The following is a 25,947-nucleotide window of genomic DNA, read 5'->3' as shown; positions in this document are numbered from 1 at the left end:
TGTCATGGCCCAAGCCGCAGCCGTGGCGAAACCGCCCGTGCCACCCCGGCGGCGCCGCCGTGCCTCCGCCACGCCGCGCAGGCTCCCGTACCTGCTGATCGGTCCGGCCGCCCTCCTCATGCTGGGCTTCATCGCCTACCCGGTCATCAGCGTCTTCTACTACAGCCTGCAGGACTACAACCCCACCAAGCCGTGGCGGAACGGCTTCGCTGGCCTCGACAACTTCGTCAAGATCTTCACCGACGACCCGCAGTTCTGGGACACCCTCGTCTTCAGCGCCAAGTGGGTCTTCGTCGAGGTCGGGCTCCAGCTGCTGTTCGGCCTGGCGCTGGCCCTCATCGTCAACCAGACCTTCGTGGGCCGGGGGATCGGACGCGCCCTGGTCTTCTCCCCGTGGGCCGTCTCCGGCGTGCTGACCTCCGCGATCTGGGTGCTGCTCTACAACTCCCAGACCGGCGTCACCCGTTACCTCGCCGACATGGGCATCGGCTCGTACGGCACCAGCTGGCTGTCGGACACCTCGACCGTGTTCTCCGCGGCGGTGGTCGCCGACCTGTGGCGCGGCGTCCCCTTCTTCGCCATCCTCATCCTCGCCGACCTCCAGTCCGTCTCGAAGGACCTGTACGAGGCCGCCGAGGTGGACGGGGCCAGCCGGATCAAACAGTTCTGGCACATCACGCTGCCCCACCTGAAGGACGCCATCATCCTGTCCACCCTGCTGCGCGCGGTGTGGGAGTTCAACAACGTCGACCTGCTCTACACACTGACCGGCGGCGGACCCGCGGGCGAGACCACGACCCTGCCCCTCTACATCGCCAACACCAGCGTCGACGCCCACGACTTCGGCTACGCGTCGGCCCTCACCACGGTCGCGTTCGTGATCCTGCTCTTCTGCTCGATCGTCTACCTGCGGCTGAGCAAGTTCGGAGGCGAGAACAAGTGATCACCAAGGAGGCCCCCGCGCCCGCCCCCGCCCCCGTGCGGGCCGGCCAGGAACCGCCGCGCCCCGCCAAGAAGCGCCCCGCCTGGGACGAGGTCCCCCGCTGGCAGATCTACCTGCCGCTCGGTGTCTACCTGGTCTTCACGCTGATCCCGTTCTACTGGATCCTGCTCTTCGCGGTGCGCCCCGCCGGCTCGACCTCGCTCGTGCCCTGGCCCATCACCTTCGAGCACTTCGAGAAGGTCTGGACCGACCGCAGCTTCGGCACCTTCTTCCAGAACAGCGTGCTGGTCGGCCTCGCCACCCTGGTCATGACGACGCTCGTCGCCCTGGCCGGCGGCTACGCCCTCGCCCGGTTCGACTTCAAGGTCAAGCGGGGCTTCATGCTCGCCCTGCTCTGCTCCCAGTTCGTGCCCGGCGCGCTGCTGCTGGTGCCGCTGTTCGAGATCTTCGCCGAGCTGAAGCTGATCAACTCCCTGGTCAGCGTCATCATCGCCGAGACGGTCTTCCAGCTCCCGCTGTCGATGATCCTCATCAGCAACTTCATCAAGAACGTGCCCTACTCCCTGGAGGAGGCCGCCTGGGTCGACGGCTGCGGCCGGTTCCGGGCCTTCAGGGTCGTCGTCCTGCCCCTGCTGCGGCCGGGTCTGATCGCCGTCGGCTCCTTCGCCTTCGTGCACTCCTGGAACCACTTCCTGTTCGCCCTGATGTTCCTCAACAACCAGGACAAGCAGACCATCCCGGTCGGCCTCAACACCCTGATGAGCGCGGACAGCGTCGACCTCGGCGCGCTCGCCGCCGGCGGCATCATCGCCGCCGTCCCCGTCGTGATCGTCTTCGCCTTCATCCAGAAGTGGCTGATCACCGGCTTCAGCGCGGGGGCGGTGAAGGGATGAGCCGGGTTCCCGTCGTCCTCGCCGGCGCCCGCGGCCACGGCCGCTGGCACGTCGCCAACATCCGCCGTCTGGAGCGGGCGGGCCTGGTCCGCCTGGCCGGCATCTGCGAGCTCAGCCCGCTGACCGAACAGGAGGCCGGCGGCGAACTCCCCGAGCAGTCCGCCGACTTCGGTGCCCTGCTCGACTCCACCGGCGCCCGGATCGCCGTGATCTGCACACCGATCCCCACCCACACCGACCTCGCGCTGACCGCCGCCCGCCGGGGCGTGCACCTGCTGCTCGAGAAGCCCCCGGCACCGTCGTACGCCGAGTTCCGGCGCATGGCCGACGGGGTCGCCGAGGCCGGCGTCGCCTGCCAGGTCGGGTTCCAGTCGCTGGGCTCGCACGCCGTGTCCGCGATCCGCTCGCTGATCGCCGACGGCGCGGTCGGCGAGGTGACGGGCGTCGGCGGGGCCGGGGCCTGGGTGCGCGACGAGGCCTACTTCCGCCGGGCACCCTGGGCGGGCCGGCGGCGGCTGGACGGCGCCGACGTGATCGACGGCGCGCTGACCAACCCCCTCGCGCACGCCGTCGCCACCGCCCTGGCACTGGGCGGCACCGCCCGCGCCGAGGACGTCACCGGCATCGAGACCGAGCTGAGTCACGCCAACGACATCGAGGCCGACGACACCTCGTGCGTACGCGTCACCACCGCGCGGGGCCATCGCGTCACGGTCGCCGCGACCCTGTGCGCCGAGCGGGCCGGCGAGCCGTACGTCCTGGTGCACGGCAGCAGCGGCCGGATCACCTTCTGGTACAAGCAGGACCGCGTCCTGCTCCAGCGCGCCGGCCACGGACCCGAGGAGTACGACCACGGCCGCACCGACCTGCTGGAGAACCTGGTCGACCACCTCACCACCGGCGCCGGCCTGCTGGTCCCGCCGGACGAGACCGGCGCGTTCATGCAGGTCGTGGAGGCCATCCGCCGGGCCCCGGACCCGCAGCCGCTGCCCGACGGCGCCTGGCACCGGGTCCCCGGCGAGAACCGCCGCTCGGTCCCCGGCATCGACGGACTCGTGGCCGCCGCCGCCGACACCCTCTCCCTGTACTCCGAACTCGGCGCCCCCTGGGCGCCGCGCACGGAGCACCCGCTGAAAGAGGTGAGCACCCGATGACCGGCACCGACTCCCCGGTGCTGCGCGTGGCGGGCCGGCCCGTCGGCCGGTACGTCGTCCGGCCCGAGCTGCCCGCCCGCCTCTCCCCGCGCCCCTACCTGCACCCCGTCACCACCCTGGCCGGCACCGTGGTCACCGAGTTCGGCCCCGCCGACCACCTCCATCACCTCGGCGTCGGTGTCGCCGTTCCCGACGTCGAGGGCCACAACTTCTGGGGCGGGCGCACCTACGTCCGCGACCAGGGGCCGACCGAGCTCGACAACCACGGCGCGCAGCGTCACACCGCCTTCCAGCTCCGCGACCCCGACGGCTTCGTCGAGGAGCTGCGCTGGGTCGCCGCCGGCACCGAGCTGCTGCGCGAGCGCCGCACCGTCGCGGCCACCGGGCTCACGGACACCGCCTGGGCGCTGGACTTCACCTTCTCCCTCACCAACGTCACCCCGGACCCCCTCACCATCGGCAGCCCCGCCACCAACGGGCGCCCCGGCGCGGCCTACGGCGGCTTCTTCTGGCGGGCCCGCAAGGAGAACACGGCCCCGCACGTCTTCACCCCCGACCGCGAGGGCGAACAGCAGGTCCACGGCGGCACCGCCGACTGGCTCGCCCTCACCGGCGACACCTGGTCGCTGGTCTTCGCCGGGGCCACCGACCGCACCCGGCGCGACCCGTGGTTCGTGCGCACCGAGGAGTACCCGGGCGTCGGCTCCTCCCTGGCCCACGACGAGCGGCTCCCGCTCGCCCCCGGCGACACCCTCGTCCGCCGCGTCGTCACGGTCGTCGCCGACGGCCGCCTCGACGCCGACGGCGCCGCGACCCTCGTCCGCAAGGCGGTGAGCCCGTGACCCCCGAGACCGCGGAGACCTACACCAACCCGGTGCTGAACGCCGACTGGTCCGACCCGGACGTGGTGCGCGCCGGCGACGACTTCTACCTGACCGCCTCCAGCTTCGGCCGCGCCCCCGGCCTGCCGCTGCTGCACTCCCGGGACCTGGTCAACTGGACCCTGGTCGGGCACGCGCTGGACCGCCTGGAACCGGCGGACGCCTTCGCCGCGCCCCGGCACGACTGCGGCGTCTGGGCCCCGTCCCTGCGCCACCACGCCGGCCGCTTCTGGATCTTCTGGGGCGACCCCGACCAGGGCGTCTTCCAGGTCAACGCCCCCGAGATCCGGGGCCCGTGGACCGAGCCGCACCTGGTGAAGGCCGGCAAGGGCCTGATCGACGCCTGCCCCCTGTGGGACGAGGAGACCGGCGACGCCTACCTCGTGCACGCCTGGGCCCGGTCCCGCTCCGGCGTCAAGAACCGCCTCACCGGGCACCGCATGCACCCGGACGGCACCGAGCTCCTCGACGAGGGCAAGGTGATCGTCGACGCCGACCGCATTCCGGGCTGGTTCACCCTGGAGGGCCCCAAGCTCTACCGGCACGACGGCTGGTTCTGGATCCTGGCGCCCGCCGGGGGAGTGGAGACCGGCTGGCAGGGCGCCTTCCGCTCCCGCGGCTTCTTCGGGCCGTACGAGGAGAAGGTCGTCCTCGAGCAGAAGGACACCGACGTCAACGGCCCCCACCAGGGCGGCTGGGTGCGCACCGCGGCCGGCGAGGACTGGTTCCTGCACTTCCAGCAGCGCGGCGCGTACGGCAGGGTGGTCCACCTCCAGCCGATGACCTGGGGGACGGACGGCTGGCCGGTGCTGGGCGACGACGGCGCCCCGGTGACCGTCCACCGGCGTCCCGCCCTGCCGCCCCAGCCGCCCGCCGCGCCCGCGACCGACGACGACTTCCCCGGCGGACGTCACGGGCGCCAGTGGTCGTGGACGGCCAACCCCGGCGACGGCTGGGCCACCCAGCACTCCGGGGACGGGCTCCGGCTCGCCTGCGTCCGCACGGCCGACGCGCACGACCTGCGCAAGCTGCCGAACGTCCTGACGCAGCGGCTGCCCGGCCTGCCGTCGGCCGTCGAGGTGGAGCTGCGCCTGGACAGCACGGAGCCGGGTGCCCGGGCCGGTCTGGCGGTGCTCGGCGACGCCTACCGCTGGATCGGTCTCCAGCGGGGCGCGGACGGGGCGGTGCACCTGGTGCACCGGTTCGCCGAGTCGGTGGCCGAGGCCGAACGCGACGCCGACCACCCCCGTGTTGCACCCGCGGGGCGGGTACGGCTGCGCGTCGAGACGGCGCCCGGGGCGCGCTGCCGCTTCTCCTACGACCTCGGCGACGGCCACCGGAGCACCGGCCAGGTCTTCGCCGCCACCCCGTGGCGCTGGGTCGGCGCCCTGCTCGGCCTGTTCGCGCTGGCACCCGCCGGCCAGGGACACGCCGGGGCCGCCGAGTTCACGCGGTTCCGGATCCGTCCCCAGTGACCCACCCCACCCGTACGCCTGTTGGGAGCCGCAATGACGCACCTCCGTAGCAAGCGCTTGCCGGGCACCGGCAGAACCCTCGCCGCCGTCCTGGGCCTGGTCACCGCCCTCGCCCTCGGAACGGCCGGGGAGACGCGTGCCGCCGCCCCGCCGGACGGCCGGCCGGCGGGCGACCCGCACCTGTCCGACCGGCCCCACGGCTTCGCCTCCCTGGCCGGCGGCACCACCGGCGGCGCGGGGGGCCGGGTCGTCACCGTCACCGACCGGGCCGCGCTGGCGGCGTACGCGGCGGCCGAGGAGCCGTACGTCATCCGGGTGGCGGGCACGATCGCCGTCGAGCCCTTCGGCGCGCAGATCACGGTCGCCTCGGACAAGACGATCACCGGCGTCGGCGACACCGGTGAGATCGTCCACGGCGAGCTGCACCTGAACCCCGGCACGCACAACGTGATCATCCGCAACCTGACGATCCGCGACTCGGCGGTCGCCGGGAACTGGGACTGCAAGGACACCGACTTCGACGGCATCCAGATGGACACCGCGCACCACGTGTGGGTCGATCACAACCGCTTCTCGAACATCTGCGACGGGCAGCTGGACGTCCGCAAGGACAGCGAGTACGTGACCGTGTCGTACAACCGGTTCGAGAACAACAACAAGACGTTCGGGCTCGGCTGGACGACGAACGTCAGGACGCAGATCACCATCGACCACAACTGGTTCGCGAACACCAAGCAGCGCAACCCCTCGGTCGACAACGCAGCGTACGCCCACCTCTACAACAACTACCTGACGGCCCAGGCCGACCCGGGCGACCCCGTGTGGACGTACGGGAACTGGTCGCGCGGCGCCACCAAGATGGTCATCGAGAACAGCTACTACCAGGACGTCCAGCACCCCTACCAGGCCGACGCCACCGCCGAGCTGGTGCAGCGCGGATCGATCCTGCGCAACACGACGGGCCGCCACGACGAGTGGGGCACCGCCTTCGACCCGCGTGACTTCTACGCCTACCGGCTCGACCCGGCGGCGGCCGTGCCCGCGCTGGTGAAGCGGTTCTCGGGACCGCAGAAGCAGCTCGGCACCCACTGAACCACCCGCAGCACCACGCACCGACCCCCCACGTCGTTCAGCACCGCACTGTTGGATCCAGAAGAAGAGAGCCGACCAATGAAGATCAGCATGCGCAGCAGCAGAAGCACAGGCAGGCGCCGGACGTCCGCCGCCGTCGCCCTGGGGGCCGTGCTCGCGCTGACCGCCACCGCCTGCGGTGACGACGGCAGCGGGGCGGGCGGCGACAAGGGCGCCGAGGGCAGCGGCAAGGGGAAGATCGTCTTCTGGGACAACAACGGCGGCATCCGCACGGCCGTGTGGAAGGAGATCATCGCCGACTTCGAGAAGGCGAACCCGGACATCGACGTCGAGTACGTCGGCATCGCCGCCACCGAGTACCAGTCCAAGGTCGACACCGCCATCCAGGGCGGCGGCCTGCCCGACGTCGGCGGTGTCGGAGCGGCGATGCTCGCCGGGTTCTCGGCGCAGAACGCGCTGGAGCCGCTGGACAACCGGCTCACCGGCTCGTCCCTGAACGGCAGGGTCAACAAGGACATGATCGAGTCGCTGCGGGCCGCCGGCGGCGGCGACGGCCGGCTGTACTCGGTGCCGACCTCGGCCAACAACGGCGTCCTCTACTACCGCACCGACCTGTTCGAGAAGGCGGGCCTCGAGGCGCCGACGACCTGGGACGCCTTCTACACGGCGGCCGAGAAGCTGACCGCCGCGGGAAGGAACGAGTTCGGCTACACCATCCGCGGCGGCTCCGGCTCCATCGCCCAGGCGCTCGACGCGATGTACGGGCAGTCCGGCATCACCTCGTTCTGGGACGCCGACAAGAAGAAGACCACCGTCAACGACCCGAAGAACGTCGAGGCCCTGGAGAAGTACGCGGCCCTCTACAAGAAGGTCACGCCGGCCGCCGACGTCAACAACGACTTCGCCAAGATGGTCGCCCAGTGGGACTCCGGCACGATCGGCATGCTCAACCACAACCTCGGCTCCTACCAGGACCACGTGAAGGCGCTCGGCGTCGACAAGTTCCGCGGCATCCCGCAGCCGGTCGGCGACTCCGGCAAGCGGGTGCAGGTGTCCAACCCGGTCGACGGGCTCGGGCTGTTCAAGAGCTCCAAGAACAAGGAGGCCGCCTGGAAGTTCATCGAGTTCGCCACCTCGAAGCAGCAGAACTCGAAGTTCAACGAGTCGGCCGGGCAGGTGCCGTCCAACACGGACGCCGCGAAGGACGCGTGGATCGCCAAGGCCGAGCCGACGAAGCTGGCCGCGGAGGCGCTGAACGACGGGTCCACGACCATCGTGCAGCTCCCGTACTACCTGCCGGACTGGAACACCATCTCCAAGGCGGACAACGAGCCGAACTTCCAGAAGGTGCTGCTCGGGAAGATGAGCGCGAAGTCGTTCCTCGACACGATGGCGGAGCAGCTGAACGAGGCGCAGGCCGAGTGGAACGAGCAGATGGGCTGACCGTCCTGAGCCGGACATCGCCGTGGGGCGGCCTGTGCGTGGCAGGTTTGCGGGCCGTCCCTGGCGTGTCGCGCCCACGCGGCGGAGCCGCACATCGACACCGCCCCGCGCCCCCCGGGGGGTGTCCCTCCCCACTCATGAAAGGCACCCAGCGTGTCACTCAGCCGAAGGCAAGTCACCGCGGCCGCCGTTGCCGCTGTTCCGCTGGCGTTCGCCGGTGCCGGTGCCGCGCGGGCCGGTGGGCGCCGGTCCCGCACGCTCCACGTCGCCGGTGACTCCACCGCCGCGCAGAAGTACGCCGACGCCGCGCCCGAGACCGGGTGGGGCATGGCCCTGCCGTTCTTCCTCCACCGGGAGCTTCCCGTCGCCAACCACGCGGTGAACGGGCGGAGTTCCAAGAGCTTCGTGGACGAGGGACGACTCGACGCGATCCTCGGCCTGATCCGGCCGGGCGATCTGCTGCTCGTCCAGTTCGCGCACAACGACGAGAAGGACGAGGACCCCACCCGCTACACCGAGCCCTGGACCACGTACCAGGACCACCTGCGCCTGTACGTCGACGGCGCCCGGGCCCGCGGGGCGCGGCCCGTGCTGGCCACGCCCGTCGAGCGGCGCCGTTTCGACGCGGACGGCGAGGCGGTCCCCAGCCACGGCGAGTATCCGGCGGCGATGCGGGCGCTGGCCGCCGAGGAGGGCGTGGCGCTGCTCGACGTGCAGGCGCTGTCGCTCGCCCTGTGGCAGCGGCTCGGCGTCGAGGAGACCAAGACGTACTTCAACTGGACCGCCACCGAGCAGGACAACACCCACTTCAACCCGCCGGGTGCGATCGAGGTGGCCCGGCTGGTCGCGCGGGAGCTGCTGCGCACGCGGGTGCTGGCGCACCGTGACGTGCGCCGGCTGGACGAGGACATCCCCGCGTCGTGGATCACCTGGCCGCGGCCGGGCACCGCCTGACAACCCCCGAACCGAGAATGGAGAGCCGCACCATGAGCACATCGAGATGGCATGGGCATGCCACAGGCAGAGTGGCCGCGCTGGCCGGCTGCACCGCCCTCGTGCTGAGCCTGACCGCCGCCACCGCCGAGGCCCGCCCCGGCCACCACCACTCCCGTGACGTCGCCCGGCAGACGCTGCCGGCGAAGGACGGCTGGGCCTCCCAGGGCGCCGGCACCACCGGCGGCGCCCGCGCCGACGCCGCGCACGTGTACACGGTCACCACCTGGGCCGAGTTCAAGGCCGCCCTCGCCGCCGGCGGCGACGCGCCGAGGATCATCAAGGTGAAGGGCACCATCGACGCCGTCTCCGAGGGCTGCGACGCCTTCGCCGAGCCCGGCTACGACTTCGACGCCTATCTGGAGAAGTACTCGCCCGAGAACTGGGGCCTGGACACCGACCTGAGCGGCGAGCCCGCCGGCAGCCCCGAGGGCCTGCGCCGGGCCTCCGCCGCCCGCCAGGACCAGTCGATCAAGGCGAACGTGCCGGCCGACACCACCATCATCGGGGTCGGCAGGAACGCCGGGTTCAAGGGCGCCAGCCTGCAGATCAAGGGCGTGGACAACGTCATCGTCCGCAACCTCGCCTTCGAGAGCCCCGTCGACTGCTTCCCGCAGTGGGACCCGACGGACGGCGACAAGGGCAACTGGAACTCCGAGTACGACAGCGCCGTCGTGTACGGCTCGACGCACGTCTGGCTGGACCACAACACCTTCACCGACGGCGAGCACCCCGACAGCGCGGCCCCCACCTACTTCGGCATGCTCTACCAGCAGCACGACGGCCAGCTGGACGTCGTCAAGGGCGCCGACTACGTCACCGCCTCCTGGAACGTCTTCACCGAGCACGACAAGACGATCCTGATCGGCAACAGCGACAGCGAGTCCACCGCCGTCGGCGACCGCGGCCACCTCAAGGTGACCTTCCACCACAACCTGTTCGAGAACCTCGTCGAGCGCGCGCCCCGTGTCCGCTTCGGCCAGGTCGACGTCTACAACAACCACTTCGTGGCCTCCGACGACTACGCCTACAGCTTCGGCGTCGGCAAGGAGTCCGCGCTCGTCGCCGAGCACAACGCCTTCACGCTCCCGGCCGGGACCAGCGCCGCGAAGGTCCTGAAGAAGTGGAGCGAGGCACCGGTCACCGCCGCGCACAACCAGGTCAACGGCCGCACGGTCGACCTGATCGCCGTGCACAACGCCCAGATCCCGGAAGAGACCCTCCAGCCGGGCGCGGGCTGGACGCCCACCCTGCGCACCAAGGTCCTCCCGGCGAAGGCCGTCCCCGCGGTCGTCGACCACGGTGCGGGCGCCGGCCGCCTGCGCTGACGCGCCCCCGAAACCGGGCCGGGGCGCCCGCACCGCCCCGGCCCACCCCCGGCCCCGTCATCCCCGAAGGAGCACGCGCATGCACCGCCCCGCACCCTCCCGCAGAGGCTTCCTGCTCGCGGCCGCCGGCGCCGGCGCCGCCGTCGGCCTCACCGCCGGACCGGCCCTCGCCGGCGGCCGCCCCCGCCCGTTCGGCCGGTACGGCTCGCCGTCCGCCCGCCGCACGCCCAAAACCCTGTACGTCGACCCGCACGGCCGCGGCGACTTCACCACCGTCCAGGCCGCCGCGACCGCCGCCACCGGCAGCGGCTGGACGCTCGTCCTCGCACCCGGCACCTACCGCGAGACCGTCACCCTCGACGCCACCCGCACCGACGCCACCTGGATCGGCGCCGGTGAGGACCCGCGCGACACCGTCATCGTGTACGACAACGCGGCCGGCACCCCCAGGCCCGACGGCTCCGGCACCTACGGCACCAGCGGTTCGGCCACGACCACCGTGCAGGCCGACGGCTTCACCGCCCGCTGGATCACCTTCGCCAACGACTGGCTGCGAGCCGACCATCCCGACTGGACCGGCACCCAGGCCGTCGCCCTCAAGGCGCAGGGCGACCGCACGGCGTTCCACCACTGCCGCTTCCTCGGCCACCAGGACACCCTCTACGCCGACACCCGCGCCCTGGACCACTTCGCCCGCCAGTACTACGCCCACTGCTACGTCGAGGGCGACGTCGACTTCGTCTTCGGCCGGGCGACCGCCGTGTACGAGAGCTGCCACTTCCGCACGCTGGTCCGCACCGACCTCGCCGCCGCCCCGTACGGCTTCGTGTTCGCGCCGTCCACGGCGGGCGCCAACCCGCGCGGCTACCTCGTGACCCGGGGCCGCGTCAGCAGCGAGGCCCCCGACGGCTACTACAAGCTGGCCCGCCCCTGGGTGCCCAGCTCCGACACCACCGCCCGCCCCATGCTCACCGTGCGCGAGACCCGCCTCGGCGCGGGCATCGACGCCGTCGCGCCCTACGCCGACATGCGCGACACCTACCCGTGGCAGGAGCAGCGCTTCCGCGAGTACCGCAACACCGGCCCCGGCGCGGCGATCACCGTCCCGGACAACCGGCCGCAGCTGACCCGTGCCGAGGCCGCCGGGCACACCAGGGAGGCGTACCTCGGCGACTGGCGTCCGTATGCCGGCCACCGGTGACCTGCCCGGCTTCCACCGGGCGCTCAGGGACGAGCTGACCTTCCCGCTCGCCTGGGGCACCTCGCCGATCCGCGACTTCGCGGCGTGGCGGCGGACGGCCCGCGCCACCGTCGAGGCGCACCTCCTCGTCGACCGGCAGGAGGACACGCCGTACGCCCCCGAGTTCGCCGACCGCCACGACGGCGACGGATGCACCCGCGAGACGGTCACCCTCTCCCTCACCCGCTACGCCCGGGTCCGCGGCGCCCTGCTCACCCCGCAGGGCGCCGGGCCCTTCCCGGCCGTCCTCCTCCTGCACGACCACGGCTCCCGCTTCGACATCGGCAAGGAGAAACTGGTCCGGCCCTGGTACGACGACACGCGCCTCGCCGCCGCGCGGGACTGGGCGGACCGGCACTTCGGCGGGCGGTTCCCCGGCGACGAACTGGCCCGGCGCGGTTACGTGGTCCTCTGCCTGGACGCCCTCGGCTGGGGCGACCGCGACCCCCTCACCTACGAGCGTCAGCAGGCCCTCGCCAGCACCCTCTTCCACCTCGGCAGCTCCCTGGCCGGGCTGATGGCCCGTGAGGACGTCCGGGCGGCCGGCTTCCTGGCGGGCCTCGACCGGGTGGACGCCCGGCGGGTCGCGGCCCTCGGCTTCTCCCTGGGCGGCTACCGCGCCTGGCAGACGGCCGCGCTCAGCGACGACGTCGCCGCCGCCGTCAGCGTGTGCTGGATGACCGGCCTGAAGGAGATGACGGTCCCCGGCAGCAACACCCTGCGCGGGCAGTCGGCGTTCCACATGCTGCACCCCGGGCTCGCCCGGCACCTCGACCTCCCCGACGTGGCGAGCCTCGCGGCGCCGAAACCGATGCTGTTCCTGAGCGGCGAGCACGACACGCTCTTCACACCGGAGGGCGTCCGGGCGGCCCACGCCCGACTCCGCGCGGTCTGGCGGGCGTCGGGCGCCGGCGACCGGCTGCGCACCGAGGTCGTGCCCGGCACCGGACACGCCTTCACCCGCGCCATGCAGGAGGACGCCCTGGGCTGGCTTGACGCGATCTTTGCCAGGTAAAGGGGTACCGATCCGGCCACAGCTCTCGCGCAGCCGGGGGTGACGCGCGTAGAAACGTGTCTCATGCATAAACCACTGCGCATCGCCGCCGGCACCGCCGCCGGCACCGCCGCCTGCGCCGTCGCCGGTGCCGCCCTCTACGGCACGGGTGCGGCCACCGCCGGACAGTCGACGGCCAACTCCACCCACGAGCCCTACAACATCGGGCAGCTGACCAAGGACATCGACACCTACTACGGCACCACGCCCGACGGCGACGGCGTCTACCAGGCGTCCCCGGACAGCCCGTACGCCAAGGACCTGGCCGGCATCGACGCCGCGGCGAGGAAGCAGATCGACAAGGCGGCCCGCGCGGCGGCGCACCACAAGGGCTCCCGGCCGGCGGTCGTCTTCGACATCGACGACACGCTGCTGCTCAGCCTCGACTACGAGAAGAAGAACAACTACGGCTACGACGGCGCCACCTGGGCCGCCTACGTCGACAAGGCCGACCGCCCGGCCGTGTTCGGCAGCCCCGAACTCGTGCGCTACGCGCAGGGCAAGGGCGTGGAGGTCTTCTACAACTCGGGCCTGAGCGAGTCCCAGCGCGCCGCCGCCGTCGAGAACCTGAAGAAGGTGGGCGCCGACGTGAACCTCGACGCCGGCCACATGTTCCTCAAGGACAAGGCGAACCCGCCGTCCTACCTGTCCCACTGCGCCACCGCGGGCACCTGGAAGTGCACCACCGTGGAGTTCAAGGCGGGCACCCGCCGCCACATCGAGCGGGACCTCGGGTACGACATCGTCGCCAACTTCGGCGACCAGTACTCCGACCTGCAGGGCGGCTACGCGGACCGGACCTACAAGCTGCCGAACCCGACGTACTTCGTCGAGTGACCTCTCGCGGCCCGGGAACGCCCCCGCCGGTCGTCACCGGCGGGGGCGGCCGCCGCGCCGGCCGAGTGGGGGCTCGGACGGCACGCACCGGCCCGGGGGGCGGGCCGGCGGACCCGGGGTCCGGACGGTCACTCGTACCTGATGTCCGAGGCCGTGAAGTCGCACGTCGTGCCGTAGGGGCCGACCGGGGAGAGCGCCGTGGGCTCCTTGCCGGTGTTGTTGCCCTCGAAGCGGACGCAGGTCTCGATCTTCTTCTTGCTGTCGCCGTGGACGCGTATGTTGCGCAGCGCGGCGGTGTCGCCGTAGTTCTGGTTGACGCCGACGATCGACTTGCCGGGCGCGGTGACGTCCACGTCGTTGATGATGATCGTGCGCCGGTACTGCGTCTTGCAGTTGCCGCAGGAGCGCACCAGCTTGCCGAAGTTCTCGACCTGGAACTTGGTGACGACGAGCTTGCCCGCGCCGTTGAACTGGAGCACCTTGTCGTCGGCGTTCTTCGCGCCGCCTCCGTACACGGTGTACACGGCCGAGGACGACGTGCCCTTGAAGCTGGCGGCGTCCTCGCCGACGTCCAGCCACCAGACGTTCTGCAGCGTGCAGGAGCCCTTGCAGTGGACGCCGTCCGCGGCCGGGGTGCCGATGATCACGTTCTTCAGCACGGCGCCGTCCGCCAGCTCGAAGATCGGGCCCTGGTCCTCGTCCTGGCCGGAGGTGCCGAGGTCACCGGTGCCGTAGAACTTCTTCATCGCGCCGTCGTAGGTGCCGGAGACCGGGATCGTCGACGAGACGGGCTTGCTGCCGGTGTCCGTGGGCCAGGACGACGCGGCACCGGCGGTGGTCACCATCGTCGTCGTCACGATCGCCGCACCCGTGAGGCCCAGGGCCGCGGCCGAGGCGATCACCGCCCGGCGCCTGCCGGGCCTGCGGCGGTGGCGGACGCGCTGTTCTGCTCGTGCAGTCATGCCCGAAGTCCTTGCGTGGGAGGGGGTGTTGTCGCTCCCTGGTCGCCACGGACGGGGAAAGGGTTGCCGGGTCCGCGGGGTTCCTCACGAACCGCTGTCGTGCGGCACGAAGTCGCCCCGCACCGACAGCCGTCCGGACGCGGCGGTGGCCGTCGCGGAGTAACGGTCGCCGTTCGCGTCCCGGCCGCCGCGCTCGTGGTTGTACTGGCCCGCGAAGACCCACTCGCCCGCCGGGACCGTACGGCCCCGCTCGAGCGTCCACCGGTACACGAGGAAGCCGTCCCGCTCCTCGACGGTGAACGTGAAGTCGTCCTCGGGCAGCGAGCGCCACGCGCCGGTGGAGGCGACCGAGCCGGTCTGCGCCACCCTCAGCTCGACGGTGAGCGCGGTCAGCGGGCTGCTCGTCCGCAGGGTGATGTTGCTCTGCGCCCAGTATTCGTTGCTGTGCGGGTCGACCACGGCGTCCGACGCCAACGGGCCGTCCTCGGTCCCGGCGGCCGGCGGACGTGCGGTGGCGGTCGCGGTGCCGGCCGGCGTCCCGGAGGGCGACGGTCCGTCCGGCCCCCGCGTCCCGGAGGAGGCGCTCGGTGCCGGGGCGCCGGACGACGGCCGGGGCGCGCGGCTCGTGGGGCCGGCCGCCGGCGGCGAGGACGCAGCCGACGTCGGCGACGTGGCGACCGAGCGCTGCGCGGGAGCGTCGTCCTTCACCGCGGTCGCCATCGTGTACCCGCCGACCGCGAGGACACCCGCCACCGCGGCCGTCGCACCGGCCACCCGGACCCAGCCCGGCACCGCGGGGCGGGCCGCCCGGCGCCCGGCGCGGTCCTGTCCCGCCATGCCGCGCTCGACCCGGGCCAGCATGCGCGCACGGTCGGGCTCGTGCGCCCCGGCCGCCTCGTGCAGCCGGGCACGCAGCTCCTCGTCCACGTCCCGCCGCCCGGTCATCGTTTCCTTCCCGCGGCCTCGCCGGTGCGGGCGATCGCCGCGTGCACCTGCCGCGCCGCTCCCCGTGTGCCGAGCACCCGCTGCAGTTCGGCCACCGCCTTCGACGTCTGGCTCTTCACCGTACCCACCGAGACGCCCAGGGCGAGCGCGGTGTCCTTCTCGGAGAGGTCGAACGCGTGCCGCAGCACCACGCACGCCCGCTTGCGGAAGGGCAGGGCGCGCAGCGCCTCCTGCACGTCCACCACGCCCGCGACGTCCGGGTTCTCCGCCTTCTCCTCGCGCTGCGACCAGAACAGGGCGACGCGCCGGCGCTCGCGCACCGCGCTGCGGATCCGGCTGCGGGCCAGGTTGGCGACGACGCCGCGCGCGTACGCCACCGGATGGTCGGCCGCACGCACCCGGTCCCAGCGGTGCCACAGCGCGAGCAGGGCGTCCGCCGCCAGGTCGTCGGCGGCGTCCGGCTCGCCCGTCAGCAGATGGGCGAGCCGGGACAGTTCGGCGTAGTGGCGTTCGAAGAAGGCGTGGAACTCCACGGAGGCGGCGTCGTCGACGACTGTGCCCACGGGCGGACTCTCCTCGCAGCGGCTTCCCCGGCGTCGAACAGCCGTGCGCCGGGCAGGGATCCGGAACTGTAGCAGCGTCGGCCGCGGCGACCGTACGGTGCGCCGAACACCGTATGGCAGCCCGAACCGGAGGTGGAGATGAGTTCCGGCCCCCGAGGCGCGGTCCGCGCGTCCTAGCCCTCGAGCGCCGCCTCCATCATCGCCTTGGCCACCGGGGCCGCCAGCCCGTTGCCGCTGACCTCGGAGCGGGCCGCGTCGGACTGCTCGACGAGCACGGCCACGGCCACCTCGTCGTCCGACGAGCCGGACTTGGCGTAGGACGTGAACCAGGCGTACGGCGTCTTGCTGTTGTTCTCGCCGTGCTGGGCCGTGCCCGTCTTGCCGCCCACGGTCGCGCCGGGGATCTGCGCGTTCGACCCGGTGCCCTCGTCGACGACCGTCCGCATGGCCGACTGAAGCTGCTCGGCGGTGGAGGAGCTGACGATCTGCTTCGTCTCCGCCGAGTCGTCGTAGTCCTCCAGCACATCGCCGTCACCACCGGTGATCTGCGACACCATGTGCGGCGAGACCAGCTTCCCGCCGTTGGCGATGGCCGCGGACACCATGGCCATCTGGAGGGGGGTCGCCGTCACGTCGAACTGGCCGATACCCGTCAGAGCGGTCGACGACCGGTTCATGTCCTTCGGGTACACGCTCGGGTAGGCCCGCACCGGCACGTCCTGCGTCTCGTCGTTGAACCCGAACTTCTCGGCCGTCGCCCGGAGCTTGTCCTGGCCCAGGTCCACGGCCATCTTCGCGAAGACGTTGTTGCACGAGTACTGCAGCGCGGTGCGGATCGTGGCGTTCTCGCAGGGGGCGTTCGGATTCTCGTTGGACAGGTCCGTCGTGGTGTCGGGCAGCGTGTACGGGTCCGGGCTGTCGGTGCGCTCGTCCACCGAGCCGTACAGCCCGTCCTCCAGCGCGGCCGCCGCCACCACGAGCTTGAACGTGGACCCCGGCGGCAGCGGCTGGCGCAGAGCGCGGTTGGTCAGCGGCTTGTCCGGGTCGCTCGTGAGCTGCTGCCACGCCTCACCCGCGGTGTTCGCGTCCGTCAGCGACGACGGGTCGTACGACGGGGTGGAGACGACCGCCAGGATCCTGCCCGTCTTCGGGTCGATCGCGACGGCGGCGCCCTTCTTGTCACCGAGGGCCTCGAGCCCGGCCTTCTGCACGTCCGGGTCGATCGTCGTGATCACGTTGCCCGGGTCGGCCCGCCCGCCGGTGACGGTGTCCATGAGCGTCTTCAGCCGCGGGTCGGTGCCGTTGAGCAGGTCCTGGTAGATGCCCTCCAGCTGCGTCGGCGCGTACGCCTGCGAGGCATAGCCCGTCACCGCGGAGTACAGCTCTCCGTCCGTGTACGTGCGTTTGTAGGTGAGGTCGCCGCCCTTCGTCGGCGCCGAGCCGGTGACCGACCGTCCGGCCACGATGATGTTCCCGAGCGGGTCCGCGTACGTCTCGATCGCGTTGCGCCGGTTGTCCTTGTCGTCCGCGAGCGCCTGGCCGTCGTAGAACTGCACCCAGGTCGCCCGCACCAGCAGAGCGAACACCAGGAGCAGCGTGAAGACCGATGCGCGCCTGATCGTCTTGTTCATCCCGCCCACAGGACGAACGGACGGGAGCGGATCGTTCCCATGCGCCCCGTTTTCTCATCATCCGTTCATGAAACCGGTTTCGCGAAGCCGGCCTCGTAGGCCCGGATGACCGCCTGGGTGCGGTCGCGGGTCCCGGTCTTGGCGAGCACCGACGCCACGTGCGTCTTCACCGTGGCCGCGCCCACCCGCATCCGCTCGGCGATCTCGGCGTTGGTCAGCCCGGTCGCCATCAGCCGCAGCACCTCGCCCTCGCGTTCCGTGAGCCGCGCCACCCAGGCCGGCGGGGCGGGCCTCGCGCGCGCGTGCTCGGCCGCGAGCGCCCGTACCGCCGACGGGAACAGCAGCGTGTCGCTGCGCGCCACCAGCCGCACGGCCTGGACGAGCGTGTCGGCGTCGGCGCGCTTGAGCAGGAAGCCCGCGGCCCCGGCGCGCAGGGCGTCGTAGACGTAGGAGTCGTTCTCGAACGTGGTCACCACGACGATGCGCGGCGGTTCGGCGAGCGTGGCGAGGATCCGCTCGGTGGCGCGGATGCCGTCGGCCTCGGGCATGCGGACGTCCATGAGGACGACGTCGGGCCGTGTCTCGCGCACCACGGAGACCGCCTCGGCCCCGGTCGCCGCCTCACCGGCGACCTCCATGTCCCGCTCCGCGGAGAGGATGGCGCGCAGGGCGGTGCGGACCATGCGTTCGTCGTCGGCGAGGACGATCCTGATCGGCGTACCTGTCATGCCAGTCCCTTCAACGGCAGGCGAACGTGGAGCCGCCACACCCCGTCGGCGCCACCCGCCTCGGCGGCGCCGCCCAGCAGCCGGGCCCGGTCGGCGACGCCGCGCAGGCCGTGTCCGCCGCCGGGACGCGGGGCACGGGCCTCACCGAAGGGGTTCTCGACGGTGATGCGCAGGTGGTCGTCCACGACGTCGATCCGCAGCGCCACGGTGACCCGCTCACCCGCGTGCCGCAGGGCGTTGCTCAGCCCCTCCTGCACGATGCGGTACGCCTCGCGGGACACCAGCGGCGGCAGTGCCTGCGGGTCGGCCGCCACGGTGGCCGTCACCCGGGGCCCGCCCGCGCGGGTGCGGCGCAGCAGGCCGTCGAGGTCGGCGGCGAGCGTGGGCGCCGGTGCGGTGCCCGGCGCGTCACCGTCCCGCAGCACGCCCAGGACGGCGTCGAGTTCGCCGACGGTGCGCCGGGTGGTGTCCTCGATCGCGGTGAGCGCCTCGCGGACGAACTCCGGATCGCTGTCCAGCACCCGCCGGGCCGCACTCGCCTGGAGTCCCACCGCGCTCAGCGCATGGCCGACCGAGTCGTGCAGTTCGCGCGCGAGCCGGTTGCGGACGGCGAGGTCGGCGGCCCGTGCCTCGGCCGCCGCGACCCGGTCCTCGGGGGAGGGGCCGAGCAGCGTGGGCGCCCAGCGGGCCAGCAGCGCGCCGCAGCCGGCCGCGCACCCGGCGAGCGCGACGAGCAGCGCGGCGCCCGCGACCGGGGTGAGCGCGAGCACCCAGGTGTGGTCGAAGAGGCCGGGCAGCGTCGGCTCGTCGCGCAGTGCCGGGACGAAGGGCAGCAGGATCAGTGCCGCCGCGAACGGCGGCACCGCCAGCGACATCCCCGCGATGATCCCGCCGGCCCCCAGGTGCAGCGTGAACCACGCGGCGGTACGCCCCTTCTCGCCCTTCGTCCGGGCGGGCCCGTAGGCGAGCCGGTCGGCCTCGACGCCGCACAGCCAGCGCACCACCCCCGACTCCAGCGGCCGGGTCGGCGGGAACAGCGAGGTGACGGCGGCGAGCGGCAACCCGAGGGTGAACGAGCCGAGTTGGAGGGCCAGCGAGCCGAAGACGTCGTCGACGCCGGTGAGCGGGCCGACCACGACCGAGCCGACCAGCACGTACGGCATGGCGAGCGCGCCGCCGAGGATCAAATGGATCCACCGCAGGCGCGCCCGCCGGCCGAACAGGGACCCGGCGAGGGCGGTCACGGCCGCACGCGGGCCGTGCCCGGCCGCCGGGCGGGGAACCGCGCGCCGACGGTGGCGAGGAGGAAGCCGACGATCATGTGGGCAGCGTAGGTGAGGATCGTCGGGCCTGTCGGGCGGTCGGCGGGATCGCCCGCCGGCGTCTGCGTCATGGGTCCACGCTCCCGCCCGGGCACCCCGGACGCGTCCCGCGCACGGACGATCCGTCTCCGCCGTGCGGCGGAGGACGTCAGCCCGCGAGGTGGAGGACGACCTCGTCGATCACCTCGCCCCGCGCCGGGGCGAAGCCCCGGGCCCGGGCACTCGTCTCGAAGCCGCACTTCTCCAGCACGCGCCGCGACCCGGTGTTGTCCGCGGCCGCCCGCGCGTACAGCGGACGGTCCTCGACCTCGGCGAGCAGGGCCCGTAGGGCGGCGGTGGCCACGCCCCGGCCCCAGTAGGCCCGGTCCACCCAGTACGTCACCTCGCGCTCGCCCGGATCCCCGTACACCGCGGCGCTGCCGATGACGTCACCGTCGCCGAGGATGGTCCGCACGACGTCGCGCGACGCCCGGATCGTGTTCCAGTGCTTGGTGAAGGCGTCCCAGTCGGCGGGATCGGGTGGGGTGAAGGCCGCCATGCGCAGGGCCTCGGGGTCGTTCATCTGCCGGAAGAAGACGGGCAGATCGCTGTCGTGGACCTCGCGCAGTGCGATGTGCATGGATCAGAGCCTACGCGTGGCCAGGGTCAGCCGGTCCCGCGCGTCGAAGAGTGCGTCCTTCACCATCTGCTCGTGCGCCGGCGTCAGCCGGGCCACCGGCACCGAGCAGCTGATCGCGTCCCGCGCGGGGGTGCGGTAGGGGATCGCCACCCCGAAGCAGCGCAGCCCCAGCGTGTTCTCCTCGCGGTCCACGGCGAAGCCCTGCTCCCGCACCTGGTGCAGCTCCTCGATGAGCTTCTCCCGGTCGGTGATGGTGTGTTCGGTCAGGGCCGGCAGGGTCTCCGGCAGCATCTTGCGGACCTGCTCGTCGCCGTAGGTGCTCAGCAGCGCCTTGCCCAGCGAGGTCGAGTGCGCGGGCAGCCGGCGGCCCACCCGGGTGAAGGGCCGCAGGTAGTGCTGGGACTGGCGGGTGGCCAGGTAGACGACGTTCGTGCCGTCCAGCCGGGCGAGGTGGATGGTCTCCGTGGTGTCGTCGGAGAGCCGGTCCAGCGTCGGCCGGGCCGCCGCGACCACCTCGTCGCCGTCGATGTACGACGTGCCCACCAGCAGCGCCCGGACGCCGATGCCGTACCGCGTGCCCGTCGCGTCCGTCTCCACCCAGCCCAGGTCGACCAGGGTGCGCAGCAGCATGTACAGGCTCGACTTCGGGTATCCGACGGCCTCCTGGACCGACGCGAGGGAGTGCATGCCGGGGCGCCCGGCGAAGTACTCGAGCAGTTCAACCGTCCGCACGGCGGACTTGACCTGCGCTCCGCCCCCCGTCTCGCCAGCCGACATCGCCCTTGACCCCTTCGTTCGACGGGAAATAATGTCCACCGTATTCATCATCGGAGACAGCGTTCAGTATATCGAACGACCCCGATGCAGAGAACGCAGAGCACGTGGAGGGACCCGCGGTGGCAGCAGCACCAGTCTGGAGTGTCGACCCCCGTACCGGGAAGCAGCGTGAACAGGTCGCGGTGGAGGCCACGGCCCAGGAGGTGGACGCCGCCGTCCGTGCCGCCCACGCGGCGCGCGAGGCCCTCGCCGACCGCGCCGTCCGCGCGGCCTTCCTGCGCACCGCCGCCGACGAGCTGAAGGCGGCCGAGAACACCCTCGTCGAGGTGGCCGACGCCGAGACGGCGCTCGGCCCGGTGCGGCTCACGGGCGAGCTCGCCCGCACCTGCTACCAGCTGCGGGCCTTCGCCGACATCGTCGACGAGGGCGAGTTCCTCGGCGTGGTCATCAACCACCCCGACGACACCGCCACCCCGCCCGTCCCCGACCTGCGCCGCTACAAGGTGCCGCTCGGGGTCGTCGCCGTCTACTCGGCCTCCAACTTCCCCTTCGCCTTCTCGGTCCCCGGCGGCGACACCGCGAGCGCGCTCGCCGCCGGCTGCCCGGTCGTCGTCAAGGCCCACCCCGACCACCCGGCCCTGTCCGAGCTGGTCGCGAGCGTGCTGCGCCGGGCCGCCGCCCGGCACGAGATCCCCGAGGGCGTCCTCGGCCTGGTGCACGGCTTCGACGCCGGCATCGAGCTGATCAAGCACCCGCTGATCGCCGCGGCGGGCTTCACCGGTTCCGTGCGCGGTGGCCGCGCCCTGTTCGACGCGGCGGCGGCTCGGCCCGTGCCGATCCCCTTCCACGGCGAACTGGGCTCCCTGAACCCGGTCGTCGTCACCGAGGCCGCGGCGGCCGAGCGGGCCGACGCCATCGGCGCGGGGCTCGCCGGTTCGATGACCATGGGCGTCGGCCAGTTCTGCGTCAAGCCGGGCCTGGTCCTGGTGCCGTCCGGCGCCGCCGGTGACGGCCTGGTCAAGACCCTCACGGACGCCGTCAGCGACACCGACGCCGGGGTGCTGCTCGACCACCGCATGCGGGACAACTTCGTCGCCGGGGTCGCCGAGCGCGCGGCGCTGCCCGGCGTGGAGTCACCGGTGACGCCGGGCGCGGGCGGCGAGCACACCGTCAGCCCCGGCTTCCTGACCGTGCCGGCCGGGCGGCTGGCCGACGGGGGCGAGCACGACCTGCTCCTCGAGGAGTGCTTCGGGCCGGTCACCGTGGTGGCCCGCTACGACGACGAGGCCGAGGTCCGGGGCGTGCTGTCGCGGCTGCCGGGGAACCTCACCGCGACCGTGCAGCTCTCCGCCGAGGAGGCGGCGGGCCAGGGGCGCGGGGCGGAGATCCTCGCGGAGCTGACGCCGCTCGCCGGGCGGGTGCTGGTCAACGGCTGGCCCACGGGCGTCGCGGTGGCCGCGGCCCAGCATCACGGGGGGCCGTACCCGGCGACGACGTCCACGTCCACGTCGGTGGGGGGCACCGCCATCGAGCGGTGGCTGCGGCCGGTCGCCTACCAGGGGGCGCCCGAGGCGCTGCTGCCGCCGGAGCTGCGGGACGACAACCCGCTGGGGCTGCCGCGGCGGTTCAACGGGGTGCTCGAGCGGTAGCGCCGTGGGGGTGCGGGCCGTTCGGCGGGCGCGGCGCCGTCGCGGCCCGCCGCGCCCACGCGGCGGAGCCGCACGCCGGTACCGCCCCGCGCCCCCGGGTGTCCCGCGGCACCCTGCGATACTCGGCCGATGGACGTGAAACTTCCCGAACTGCCCTTTCCTCTCCGCCCGTACGGCCCCGACGGCGACTGGTCCTATGCGGACGGTGTGCTCACCGGGACGGCCGGGCCCCGGCAGGACCGGTTCGTGCCGCCCGGCGGGGAATCGCTGGAGCCCGCCACCGACGCGCCGCGGCTGCTCGGGGCGCCCGAGGGTGACTTCCAGCTCATCGCCCGCGTCACCGTAGGTTTCCGGGCCGCCTTCGACGCCGGGGTGCTCTACGTCCACGTCGGCGAGCGGCACTGGGCCAAGCTGTGCCTGGAGTACTCCCCGGACGTGGCCACCGTCTGCACGGTGGTCACCCGGGGGCACTCCGACGACTGCAACTCCTTCACGGTGGAGGGGGATTCGGTGTGGCTGCGTGTCAGCCGCACCGGACGGGCCTTCGCCTTCCACGCCTCCCGCGACGGCGAACGCTGGACCTTCGTCCGCGTGTTCGCCCTGGGCGACGAGAAGGAGACGGGCGCGGCCCTGGCCGGCTTCATGACGCAGTCGCCGACGGGCGAGGGCTGCGCCGTCCGGTACGACCACCTGGAGTTCCGGCCGAGCCCGCCCGCGGACCTGCGCGACGGCAGCTGAGGCAACCGCGGGCCCGGTTCCCGCGTCTCGCACAGTGTGATCGACGAACGTGTGACCGGGAACCGGCTGATCCGCACCGTCCTGCCCGCCGAGACGGAGACCGTGGCCGCCCTGCACCTCCGCGCCCGGGCGACGTACTACCCCGACGGGCTCCCCGACGACGGCTACGACTGGGCCGGCGCCTGGCGCACCGCCGTCGAGCGGACCGACGGGCACGTGCTGTGCGCCGTGGAACGCGGGAGCATCGTCGCCATCGCCTCGTTCCGTGTCCCGGAGGACGCCCCGGCCGGCACGGTCAAGCTGTACCAGTTCCACGTCGACCCCGGCCACTGGCGCTCCGGCATCGGCACCGCCCTGCACGCGGCCTGCGTCGAGCAGTGGCAGGCCGACCGCAGGCGGACGGCGGTCCTCGACGTCCACGTCGGCAACCGCCGCGCCCAGGCCTTCTACGCCCGCCGGGGCTGGTTCCCCGACCCGGAGAACCCGCCGGCCGAGGACGACCACCACCTGTACCTGCGCTTCGACGTGCCCGGGGAATGAGACCCGACGCTTGAACGTTCACGTACGCGGCGGAGGAGAGGCCTGCGCACCGTACGACCTGGAGAAGAGCCGACACATGCGCGTCGAGATCTGGAGCGACATCGCCTGCCCGTGGTGCTACGTGGGCAAGGCCCGCTTCGAGAAGGCGCTGGCGGCCTTCGAGCACCGGGACGGCGTCGAGGTGGTGCACCGGTCCTTCGAGCTGGACCCCGGGCGGGCCAAGGACGACGTCCAGCCCGTCCTGGCGATGCTGACCGCGAAGTACGGCATGAGCGAGGCGCAGGCGCGGGCCGGTGAGGACAACCTCGGCGCCCAGGCCGCCGCCGAGGGCCTGGACTACCGCACCCGGGGCCGTGACCACGGCAGCACCTTCGACATGCACCGGCTGCTGCACCTGGCGAAGGAGGAGGGCCGCCAGGAGGCGCTGCTCGACGCGTTCTACCGGGGCAACTTCGCCGACGAGCGCTCCGTGTTCGACGACGACGAGCGGCTCGTGGAGCTGTCCGTCGACGCGGGCCTGGACGCGGCCGCCGTCCGCAAGGTGCTCGCCGACCCCACCGCCTACGCCGACGAGGTGCGCGCCGACGAACGCGAGGCCGCGCAGCTCGGGGCGACCGGGGTGCCGTTCTTCGTGCTCGACCGCGCCTACGGCGTCTCCGGCGCCCAGCCCGTCGAGGTCTTCACCCAGGCACTCGCACAGGCGTGGGGCGGGCGCACGCCGCTGAAGCCGGTCGACGCCGGGGACGGGGCCGCCGAGGCGTGCGGTCCGGACGGCTGCGCGGTGCCCCAGAGCTGAAAGCCCAGGTCACGGGGCGCGCATAAGCAGTCCTTGGGGGCATCGCGCAGAAATACGCGATGGACGGGGAGGTCCCGGGGCCCGCACAGTGGTGCCATGGAGAGCTTCGAGACCCTCGTCCGTGCCGAGTTCGACCCGAAGACCACGTACCTGAACACCGCCAGCACCGGGCTGCTGCCCGCCCGGACCCTGGCCGCGATGCGTGACGCGGCCCGGGCCGCGGCGGACGGGCAGCCCCTCGACATGTTCGCCGACGTCGAGGCGAGCCGGTCCGCCTTCGCCCGTCTCCTCGCCGTCCCCGCCTCCCGGGTGGCCACCGGGGCGTCGGTCGCCACCTTCAGCGGCCTGGTCGCGGCCTCACTGCCCGCGGGCGCCGAGGTCCTCACCGCGGAGGCCGATTTCAGTTCCCTGGTCAACCCGCTCCACACGCGGGGCGACCTCAAGGTCCGCAGCGTGCCGCTGGAGCGGATCGCCGAGTCGGTGGGACCGGACACGGCGCTGGTCGCGGTCAGCTCCGTGCAGTCGGCCGACGGCCGGCTTGCCGACCTCGCGGCGCTGCGGGACGCCGCCCGGGCGCACGGCGCGCGGACGCTGGTCGACGCCTCCCAGTCGAACGGATGGCTGCCGCTGGCCGCGGACGACTTCGACTACGTGGCCGCCGTCGGCTACAAGTGGGTGCTCTGCCCGCGCGGCGTCGCCTTCCTCGTCGTCCCGGAGGACCTGGGCGCGGCGGCCGGACTGACGCCGCTGTTCGCCGGGTGGGCGTCGGGCGAACACCCCTGGGACAGCTGCTACGGCCCCGTCGAGGAACTCGCGCACTCCGCACGGCGCTTCGACGAGAGCCCCGCCCTCTTCTCCTACACGGGCGCCCGGCACTCCCTCGCGCTCATCGAGGAACTCGGCGTGGACGCCGTGCACGCCCACGACACCGCCCTCGCCGACCGGTTCCGCGAGGGCCTGGGCTCCCTGGGCCACGAGGTGGTCCCCGCGCCGGGGTCCGCGATCGTGTCCGCGCCCCGGCTCGGCCACCGGCAGGGCGAGCTGAGCCGGGCGGGCGTGCAGGTCTCGGACCGGGCGGGCAACCTGCGGGCGGCGTTCCACCTCTACAACACGGCGGCGGACGTCGACCGGCTGCTGGACGTGCTGGCCGGCTGACGGCCGGGCCGGGACAGCAGCGGGCAGGGGCCCCCCGTCCCACACGAGGAGGCCCCTGCCCGAATCTCGGACGCGGCTTCACTTCACCGGCGTGAAGTCCCGCGCCCCGATGCTGTGTTCTTCGGGGGGCGACCCCCGGACCCCCGGCCGGAACCGGGGTCACCGTACCGGCGTGAGGTCCCGCGCCCC

At 72.8% G+C, this 25,947-nt stretch carries 26 protein-coding genes; 17 read left to right on the top strand and 9 right to left on the bottom strand.

Annotated features, from left to right (window positions below; translation table 11 throughout):
- The first annotated feature begins 4 nt into the window (after nucleotides 1-4).
- From ACGF3H_RS00570 to ACGF3H_RS00515, 12 genes are all read left to right on the top strand, one after another.
- Entirely contained in the window at nucleotides 5-943 is a 939-nt protein-coding gene (locus tag ACGF3H_RS00570) for a sugar ABC transporter permease (RefSeq protein WP_362493972.1), read from the top strand.
- A complete protein-coding gene (locus ACGF3H_RS00565) occupies nucleotides 940-1,836 on the top strand; it encodes a carbohydrate ABC transporter permease (protein ID WP_362493969.1) in 897 nt (298 codons plus the stop codon). Before ACGF3H_RS00570 ends, ACGF3H_RS00565 begins: the two co-directional genes overlap by 4 nt.
- Nucleotides 1,833-2,990 (top strand): Gfo/Idh/MocA family oxidoreductase, encoded by a 1,158-nt coding sequence (locus tag ACGF3H_RS00560; protein WP_362493967.1) that lies wholly within the window; start codon nucleotides 1,833-1,835, stop codon nucleotides 2,988-2,990. Before ACGF3H_RS00565 ends, ACGF3H_RS00560 begins: the two co-directional genes overlap by 4 nt.
- Entirely contained in the window at nucleotides 2,987-3,832 is an 846-nt protein-coding gene (locus ACGF3H_RS00555) for a PmoA family protein (protein WP_362493964.1), read from the top strand. Before ACGF3H_RS00560 ends, ACGF3H_RS00555 begins: the two co-directional genes overlap by 4 nt.
- Entirely contained in the window at nucleotides 3,829-5,346 is a 1,518-nt protein-coding gene (locus ACGF3H_RS00550) for a family 43 glycosylhydrolase (RefSeq protein WP_362493961.1), read from the top strand. The genes ACGF3H_RS00555 and ACGF3H_RS00550 overlap by 4 nt, the downstream gene beginning before the upstream one ends.
- 33 nt (nucleotides 5,347-5,379) lie before the next feature.
- Complete coding sequence (locus ACGF3H_RS00545; protein WP_362493959.1) at nucleotides 5,380-6,438, top strand: right-handed parallel beta-helix repeat-containing protein; 1,059 nt, start codon at nucleotides 5,380-5,382, stop codon at nucleotides 6,436-6,438.
- A 78-nt stretch (nucleotides 6,439-6,516) separates the two neighbouring features.
- Nucleotides 6,517-7,881: a sugar ABC transporter substrate-binding protein gene (locus ACGF3H_RS00540; RefSeq protein ID WP_362493957.1), complete on the top strand. Its 1,365-nt coding sequence runs from the start codon at nucleotides 6,517-6,519 to the stop codon at nucleotides 7,879-7,881.
- 153 nt (nucleotides 7,882-8,034) lie between these two features.
- The gene (locus ACGF3H_RS00535) at nucleotides 8,035-8,835 is read left to right on the top strand and encodes a rhamnogalacturonan acetylesterase (protein WP_362493955.1); all 801 of its coding nucleotides are present in this window, start codon (nucleotides 8,035-8,037) and stop codon (nucleotides 8,833-8,835) included.
- A 32-nt stretch (nucleotides 8,836-8,867) separates the two neighbouring features.
- The gene (locus ACGF3H_RS00530) at nucleotides 8,868-10,202 is read left to right on the top strand and encodes a polysaccharide lyase family 1 protein (RefSeq protein ID WP_362493953.1); all 1,335 of its coding nucleotides are present in this window, start codon (nucleotides 8,868-8,870) and stop codon (nucleotides 10,200-10,202) included.
- Between the two features lie 79 nt (nucleotides 10,203-10,281).
- Nucleotides 10,282-11,403, top strand: a complete 1,122-nt coding sequence (locus tag ACGF3H_RS00525; protein WP_362493951.1) for a pectinesterase family protein — start codon at nucleotides 10,282-10,284, stop codon at nucleotides 11,401-11,403.
- Nucleotides 11,387-12,457, top strand: a complete 1,071-nt coding sequence (locus ACGF3H_RS00520) for a dienelactone hydrolase family protein (protein ID WP_362493950.1) — start codon at nucleotides 11,387-11,389, stop codon at nucleotides 12,455-12,457. Before ACGF3H_RS00525 ends, ACGF3H_RS00520 begins: the two co-directional genes overlap by 17 nt.
- Before the next feature lie 63 nt (nucleotides 12,458-12,520).
- Nucleotides 12,521-13,333, top strand: a complete 813-nt coding sequence (locus ACGF3H_RS00515; RefSeq protein ID WP_362493947.1) for an HAD family acid phosphatase — start codon at nucleotides 12,521-12,523, stop codon at nucleotides 13,331-13,333.
- Between the two features lie 128 nt (nucleotides 13,334-13,461).
- On the opposite strand, the gene ACGF3H_RS00510 is transcribed toward ACGF3H_RS00515, so the two are convergent.
- The 9 genes from ACGF3H_RS00510 to ACGF3H_RS00470 all read right to left on the bottom strand — a co-directional run bounded on the left by ACGF3H_RS00510 (nucleotide 13,462) and on the right by ACGF3H_RS00470 (nucleotide 20,880).
- Nucleotides 13,462-14,295 carry a pectate lyase gene (locus ACGF3H_RS00510; protein WP_362493945.1) on the bottom strand — a complete coding sequence of 278 codons (834 nt, stop codon included), beginning with the start codon at nucleotides 14,293-14,295 and terminating at the stop codon, nucleotides 13,462-13,464.
- An 84-nt stretch (nucleotides 14,296-14,379) separates the two neighbouring features.
- Nucleotides 14,380-15,240, bottom strand: coding sequence for a hypothetical protein (locus tag ACGF3H_RS00505; protein ID WP_362493942.1), 861 nt, complete (start codon nucleotides 15,238-15,240; stop codon nucleotides 14,380-14,382).
- On the bottom strand, nucleotides 15,237-15,803 hold the full coding sequence (locus tag ACGF3H_RS00500) for a SigE family RNA polymerase sigma factor (RefSeq protein WP_362493939.1): 567 nt from the start codon (nucleotides 15,801-15,803) through the stop codon (nucleotides 15,237-15,239). The genes ACGF3H_RS00505 and ACGF3H_RS00500 overlap by 4 nt, the downstream gene beginning before the upstream one ends.
- Before the next feature lie 173 nt (nucleotides 15,804-15,976).
- On the bottom strand, nucleotides 15,977-17,434 hold the full coding sequence (locus tag ACGF3H_RS00495; RefSeq protein WP_362493936.1) for a penicillin-binding transpeptidase domain-containing protein: 1,458 nt from the start codon (nucleotides 17,432-17,434) through the stop codon (nucleotides 15,977-15,979).
- A 65-nt stretch (nucleotides 17,435-17,499) separates the two neighbouring features.
- Nucleotides 17,500-18,162, bottom strand: coding sequence for a response regulator transcription factor (locus ACGF3H_RS00490; protein WP_362493933.1), 663 nt, complete (start codon nucleotides 18,160-18,162; stop codon nucleotides 17,500-17,502).
- The gene (locus tag ACGF3H_RS00485; RefSeq protein ID WP_362493932.1) at nucleotides 18,159-19,406 is read right to left on the bottom strand and encodes a histidine kinase; all 1,248 of its coding nucleotides are present in this window, start codon (nucleotides 19,404-19,406) and stop codon (nucleotides 18,159-18,161) included. Before ACGF3H_RS00485 ends, ACGF3H_RS00490 begins: the two co-directional genes overlap by 4 nt.
- A complete protein-coding gene (locus tag ACGF3H_RS00480; RefSeq protein WP_362493930.1) occupies nucleotides 19,403-19,555 on the bottom strand; it encodes a hypothetical protein in 153 nt (50 codons plus the stop codon). The genes ACGF3H_RS00485 and ACGF3H_RS00480 overlap by 4 nt, the downstream gene beginning before the upstream one ends.
- A 77-nt stretch (nucleotides 19,556-19,632) precedes the next feature.
- Nucleotides 19,633-20,103: a GNAT family N-acetyltransferase gene (locus tag ACGF3H_RS00475; RefSeq protein WP_362493928.1), complete on the bottom strand. Its 471-nt coding sequence runs from the start codon at nucleotides 20,101-20,103 to the stop codon at nucleotides 19,633-19,635.
- A 3-nt stretch (nucleotides 20,104-20,106) separates the two neighbouring features.
- Nucleotides 20,107-20,880, bottom strand: a complete 774-nt coding sequence (locus ACGF3H_RS00470) for an IclR family transcriptional regulator (RefSeq protein WP_362493926.1) — start codon at nucleotides 20,878-20,880, stop codon at nucleotides 20,107-20,109.
- A gap of 119 nt (nucleotides 20,881-20,999) precedes the next feature.
- Here ACGF3H_RS00470 and ACGF3H_RS00465 point away from each other — a divergent pair, with 119 nt between their 5' ends.
- The 5 genes from ACGF3H_RS00465 (at nucleotide 21,000) to ACGF3H_RS00445 (ending at nucleotide 25,758) form a co-directional block, all read left to right on the top strand.
- Nucleotides 21,000-22,529 (top strand): aldehyde dehydrogenase (NADP(+)), encoded by a 1,530-nt coding sequence (locus ACGF3H_RS00465; protein WP_362493924.1) that lies wholly within the window; start codon nucleotides 21,000-21,002, stop codon nucleotides 22,527-22,529.
- A gap of 129 nt (nucleotides 22,530-22,658) precedes the next feature.
- Nucleotides 22,659-23,267, top strand: a complete 609-nt coding sequence (locus tag ACGF3H_RS00460) for a DUF1349 domain-containing protein (protein ID WP_362493921.1) — start codon at nucleotides 22,659-22,661, stop codon at nucleotides 23,265-23,267.
- 36 nt (nucleotides 23,268-23,303) lie between these two features.
- A complete protein-coding gene (locus ACGF3H_RS00455) occupies nucleotides 23,304-23,807 on the top strand; it encodes a GNAT family N-acetyltransferase (protein ID WP_362493919.1) in 504 nt (167 codons plus the stop codon).
- A 76-nt stretch (nucleotides 23,808-23,883) separates the two neighbouring features.
- Nucleotides 23,884-24,603, top strand: a complete 720-nt coding sequence (locus ACGF3H_RS00450; protein WP_362494021.1) for a DsbA family oxidoreductase — start codon at nucleotides 23,884-23,886, stop codon at nucleotides 24,601-24,603.
- A gap of 96 nt (nucleotides 24,604-24,699) precedes the next feature.
- Nucleotides 24,700-25,758 carry an aminotransferase class V-fold PLP-dependent enzyme gene (locus ACGF3H_RS00445; RefSeq protein ID WP_362493917.1) on the top strand — a complete coding sequence of 353 codons (1,059 nt, stop codon included), beginning with the start codon at nucleotides 24,700-24,702 and terminating at the stop codon, nucleotides 25,756-25,758.
- Nucleotides 25,759-25,947 lie beyond the last annotated feature (189 nt).

This window comes from Streptomyces sp. NPDC048185, from assembly GCF_043202495.1.
Lineage (GTDB): Bacteria > Actinomycetota > Actinomycetes > Streptomycetales > Streptomycetaceae > Streptomyces.
This window is presented reverse-complemented; position numbering and strand designations above follow the sequence as displayed.

Coding starts and splice junctions, on each gene's coding strand:
- ACGF3H_RS00570 (WP_362493972.1), top strand. CDS start 5: ATGGCCCAAGCCGCAGCCGTGGCGAAACCGCCCGTGCCACCCCGGCGG.
- ACGF3H_RS00560 (WP_362493967.1), top strand. CDS start 1,833: ATGAGCCGGGTTCCCGTCGTCCTCGCCGGCGCCCGCGGCCACGGCCGC.
- ACGF3H_RS00555 (WP_362493964.1), top strand. CDS start 2,987: ATGACCGGCACCGACTCCCCGGTGCTGCGCGTGGCGGGCCGGCCCGTC.
- ACGF3H_RS00545 (WP_362493959.1), top strand. CDS start 5,380: ATGACGCACCTCCGTAGCAAGCGCTTGCCGGGCACCGGCAGAACCCTC.
- ACGF3H_RS00540 (WP_362493957.1), top strand. CDS start 6,517: ATGAAGATCAGCATGCGCAGCAGCAGAAGCACAGGCAGGCGCCGGACG.
- ACGF3H_RS00530 (WP_362493953.1), top strand. CDS start 8,868: ATGAGCACATCGAGATGGCATGGGCATGCCACAGGCAGAGTGGCCGCG.
- ACGF3H_RS00525 (WP_362493951.1), top strand. CDS start 10,282: ATGCACCGCCCCGCACCCTCCCGCAGAGGCTTCCTGCTCGCGGCCGCC.
- ACGF3H_RS00520 (WP_362493950.1), top strand. CDS start 11,387: ATGCCGGCCACCGGTGACCTGCCCGGCTTCCACCGGGCGCTCAGGGAC.
- ACGF3H_RS00515 (WP_362493947.1), top strand. CDS start 12,521: ATGCATAAACCACTGCGCATCGCCGCCGGCACCGCCGCCGGCACCGCC.
- ACGF3H_RS00510 (WP_362493945.1), bottom strand. CDS start 14,295: ATGACTGCACGAGCAGAACAGCGCGTCCGCCACCGCCGCAGGCCCGGC.
- ACGF3H_RS00505 (WP_362493942.1), bottom strand. CDS start 15,240: ATGACCGGGCGGCGGGACGTGGACGAGGAGCTGCGTGCCCGGCTGCAC.
- ACGF3H_RS00495 (WP_362493936.1), bottom strand. CDS start 17,434: ATGAACAAGACGATCAGGCGCGCATCGGTCTTCACGCTGCTCCTGGTG.
- ACGF3H_RS00490 (WP_362493933.1), bottom strand. CDS start 18,162: ATGACAGGTACGCCGATCAGGATCGTCCTCGCCGACGACGAACGCATG.
- ACGF3H_RS00480 (WP_362493930.1), bottom strand. CDS start 19,555: ATGACGCAGACGCCGGCGGGCGATCCCGCCGACCGCCCGACAGGCCCG.
- ACGF3H_RS00475 (WP_362493928.1), bottom strand. CDS start 20,103: ATGCACATCGCACTGCGCGAGGTCCACGACAGCGATCTGCCCGTCTTC.
- ACGF3H_RS00470 (WP_362493926.1), bottom strand. CDS start 20,880: ATGTCGGCTGGCGAGACGGGGGGCGGAGCGCAGGTCAAGTCCGCCGTG.
- ACGF3H_RS00460 (WP_362493921.1), top strand. CDS start 22,659: ATGGACGTGAAACTTCCCGAACTGCCCTTTCCTCTCCGCCCGTACGGC.
- ACGF3H_RS00450 (WP_362494021.1), top strand. CDS start 23,884: ATGCGCGTCGAGATCTGGAGCGACATCGCCTGCCCGTGGTGCTACGTG.
- ACGF3H_RS00445 (WP_362493917.1), top strand. CDS start 24,700: ATGGAGAGCTTCGAGACCCTCGTCCGTGCCGAGTTCGACCCGAAGACC.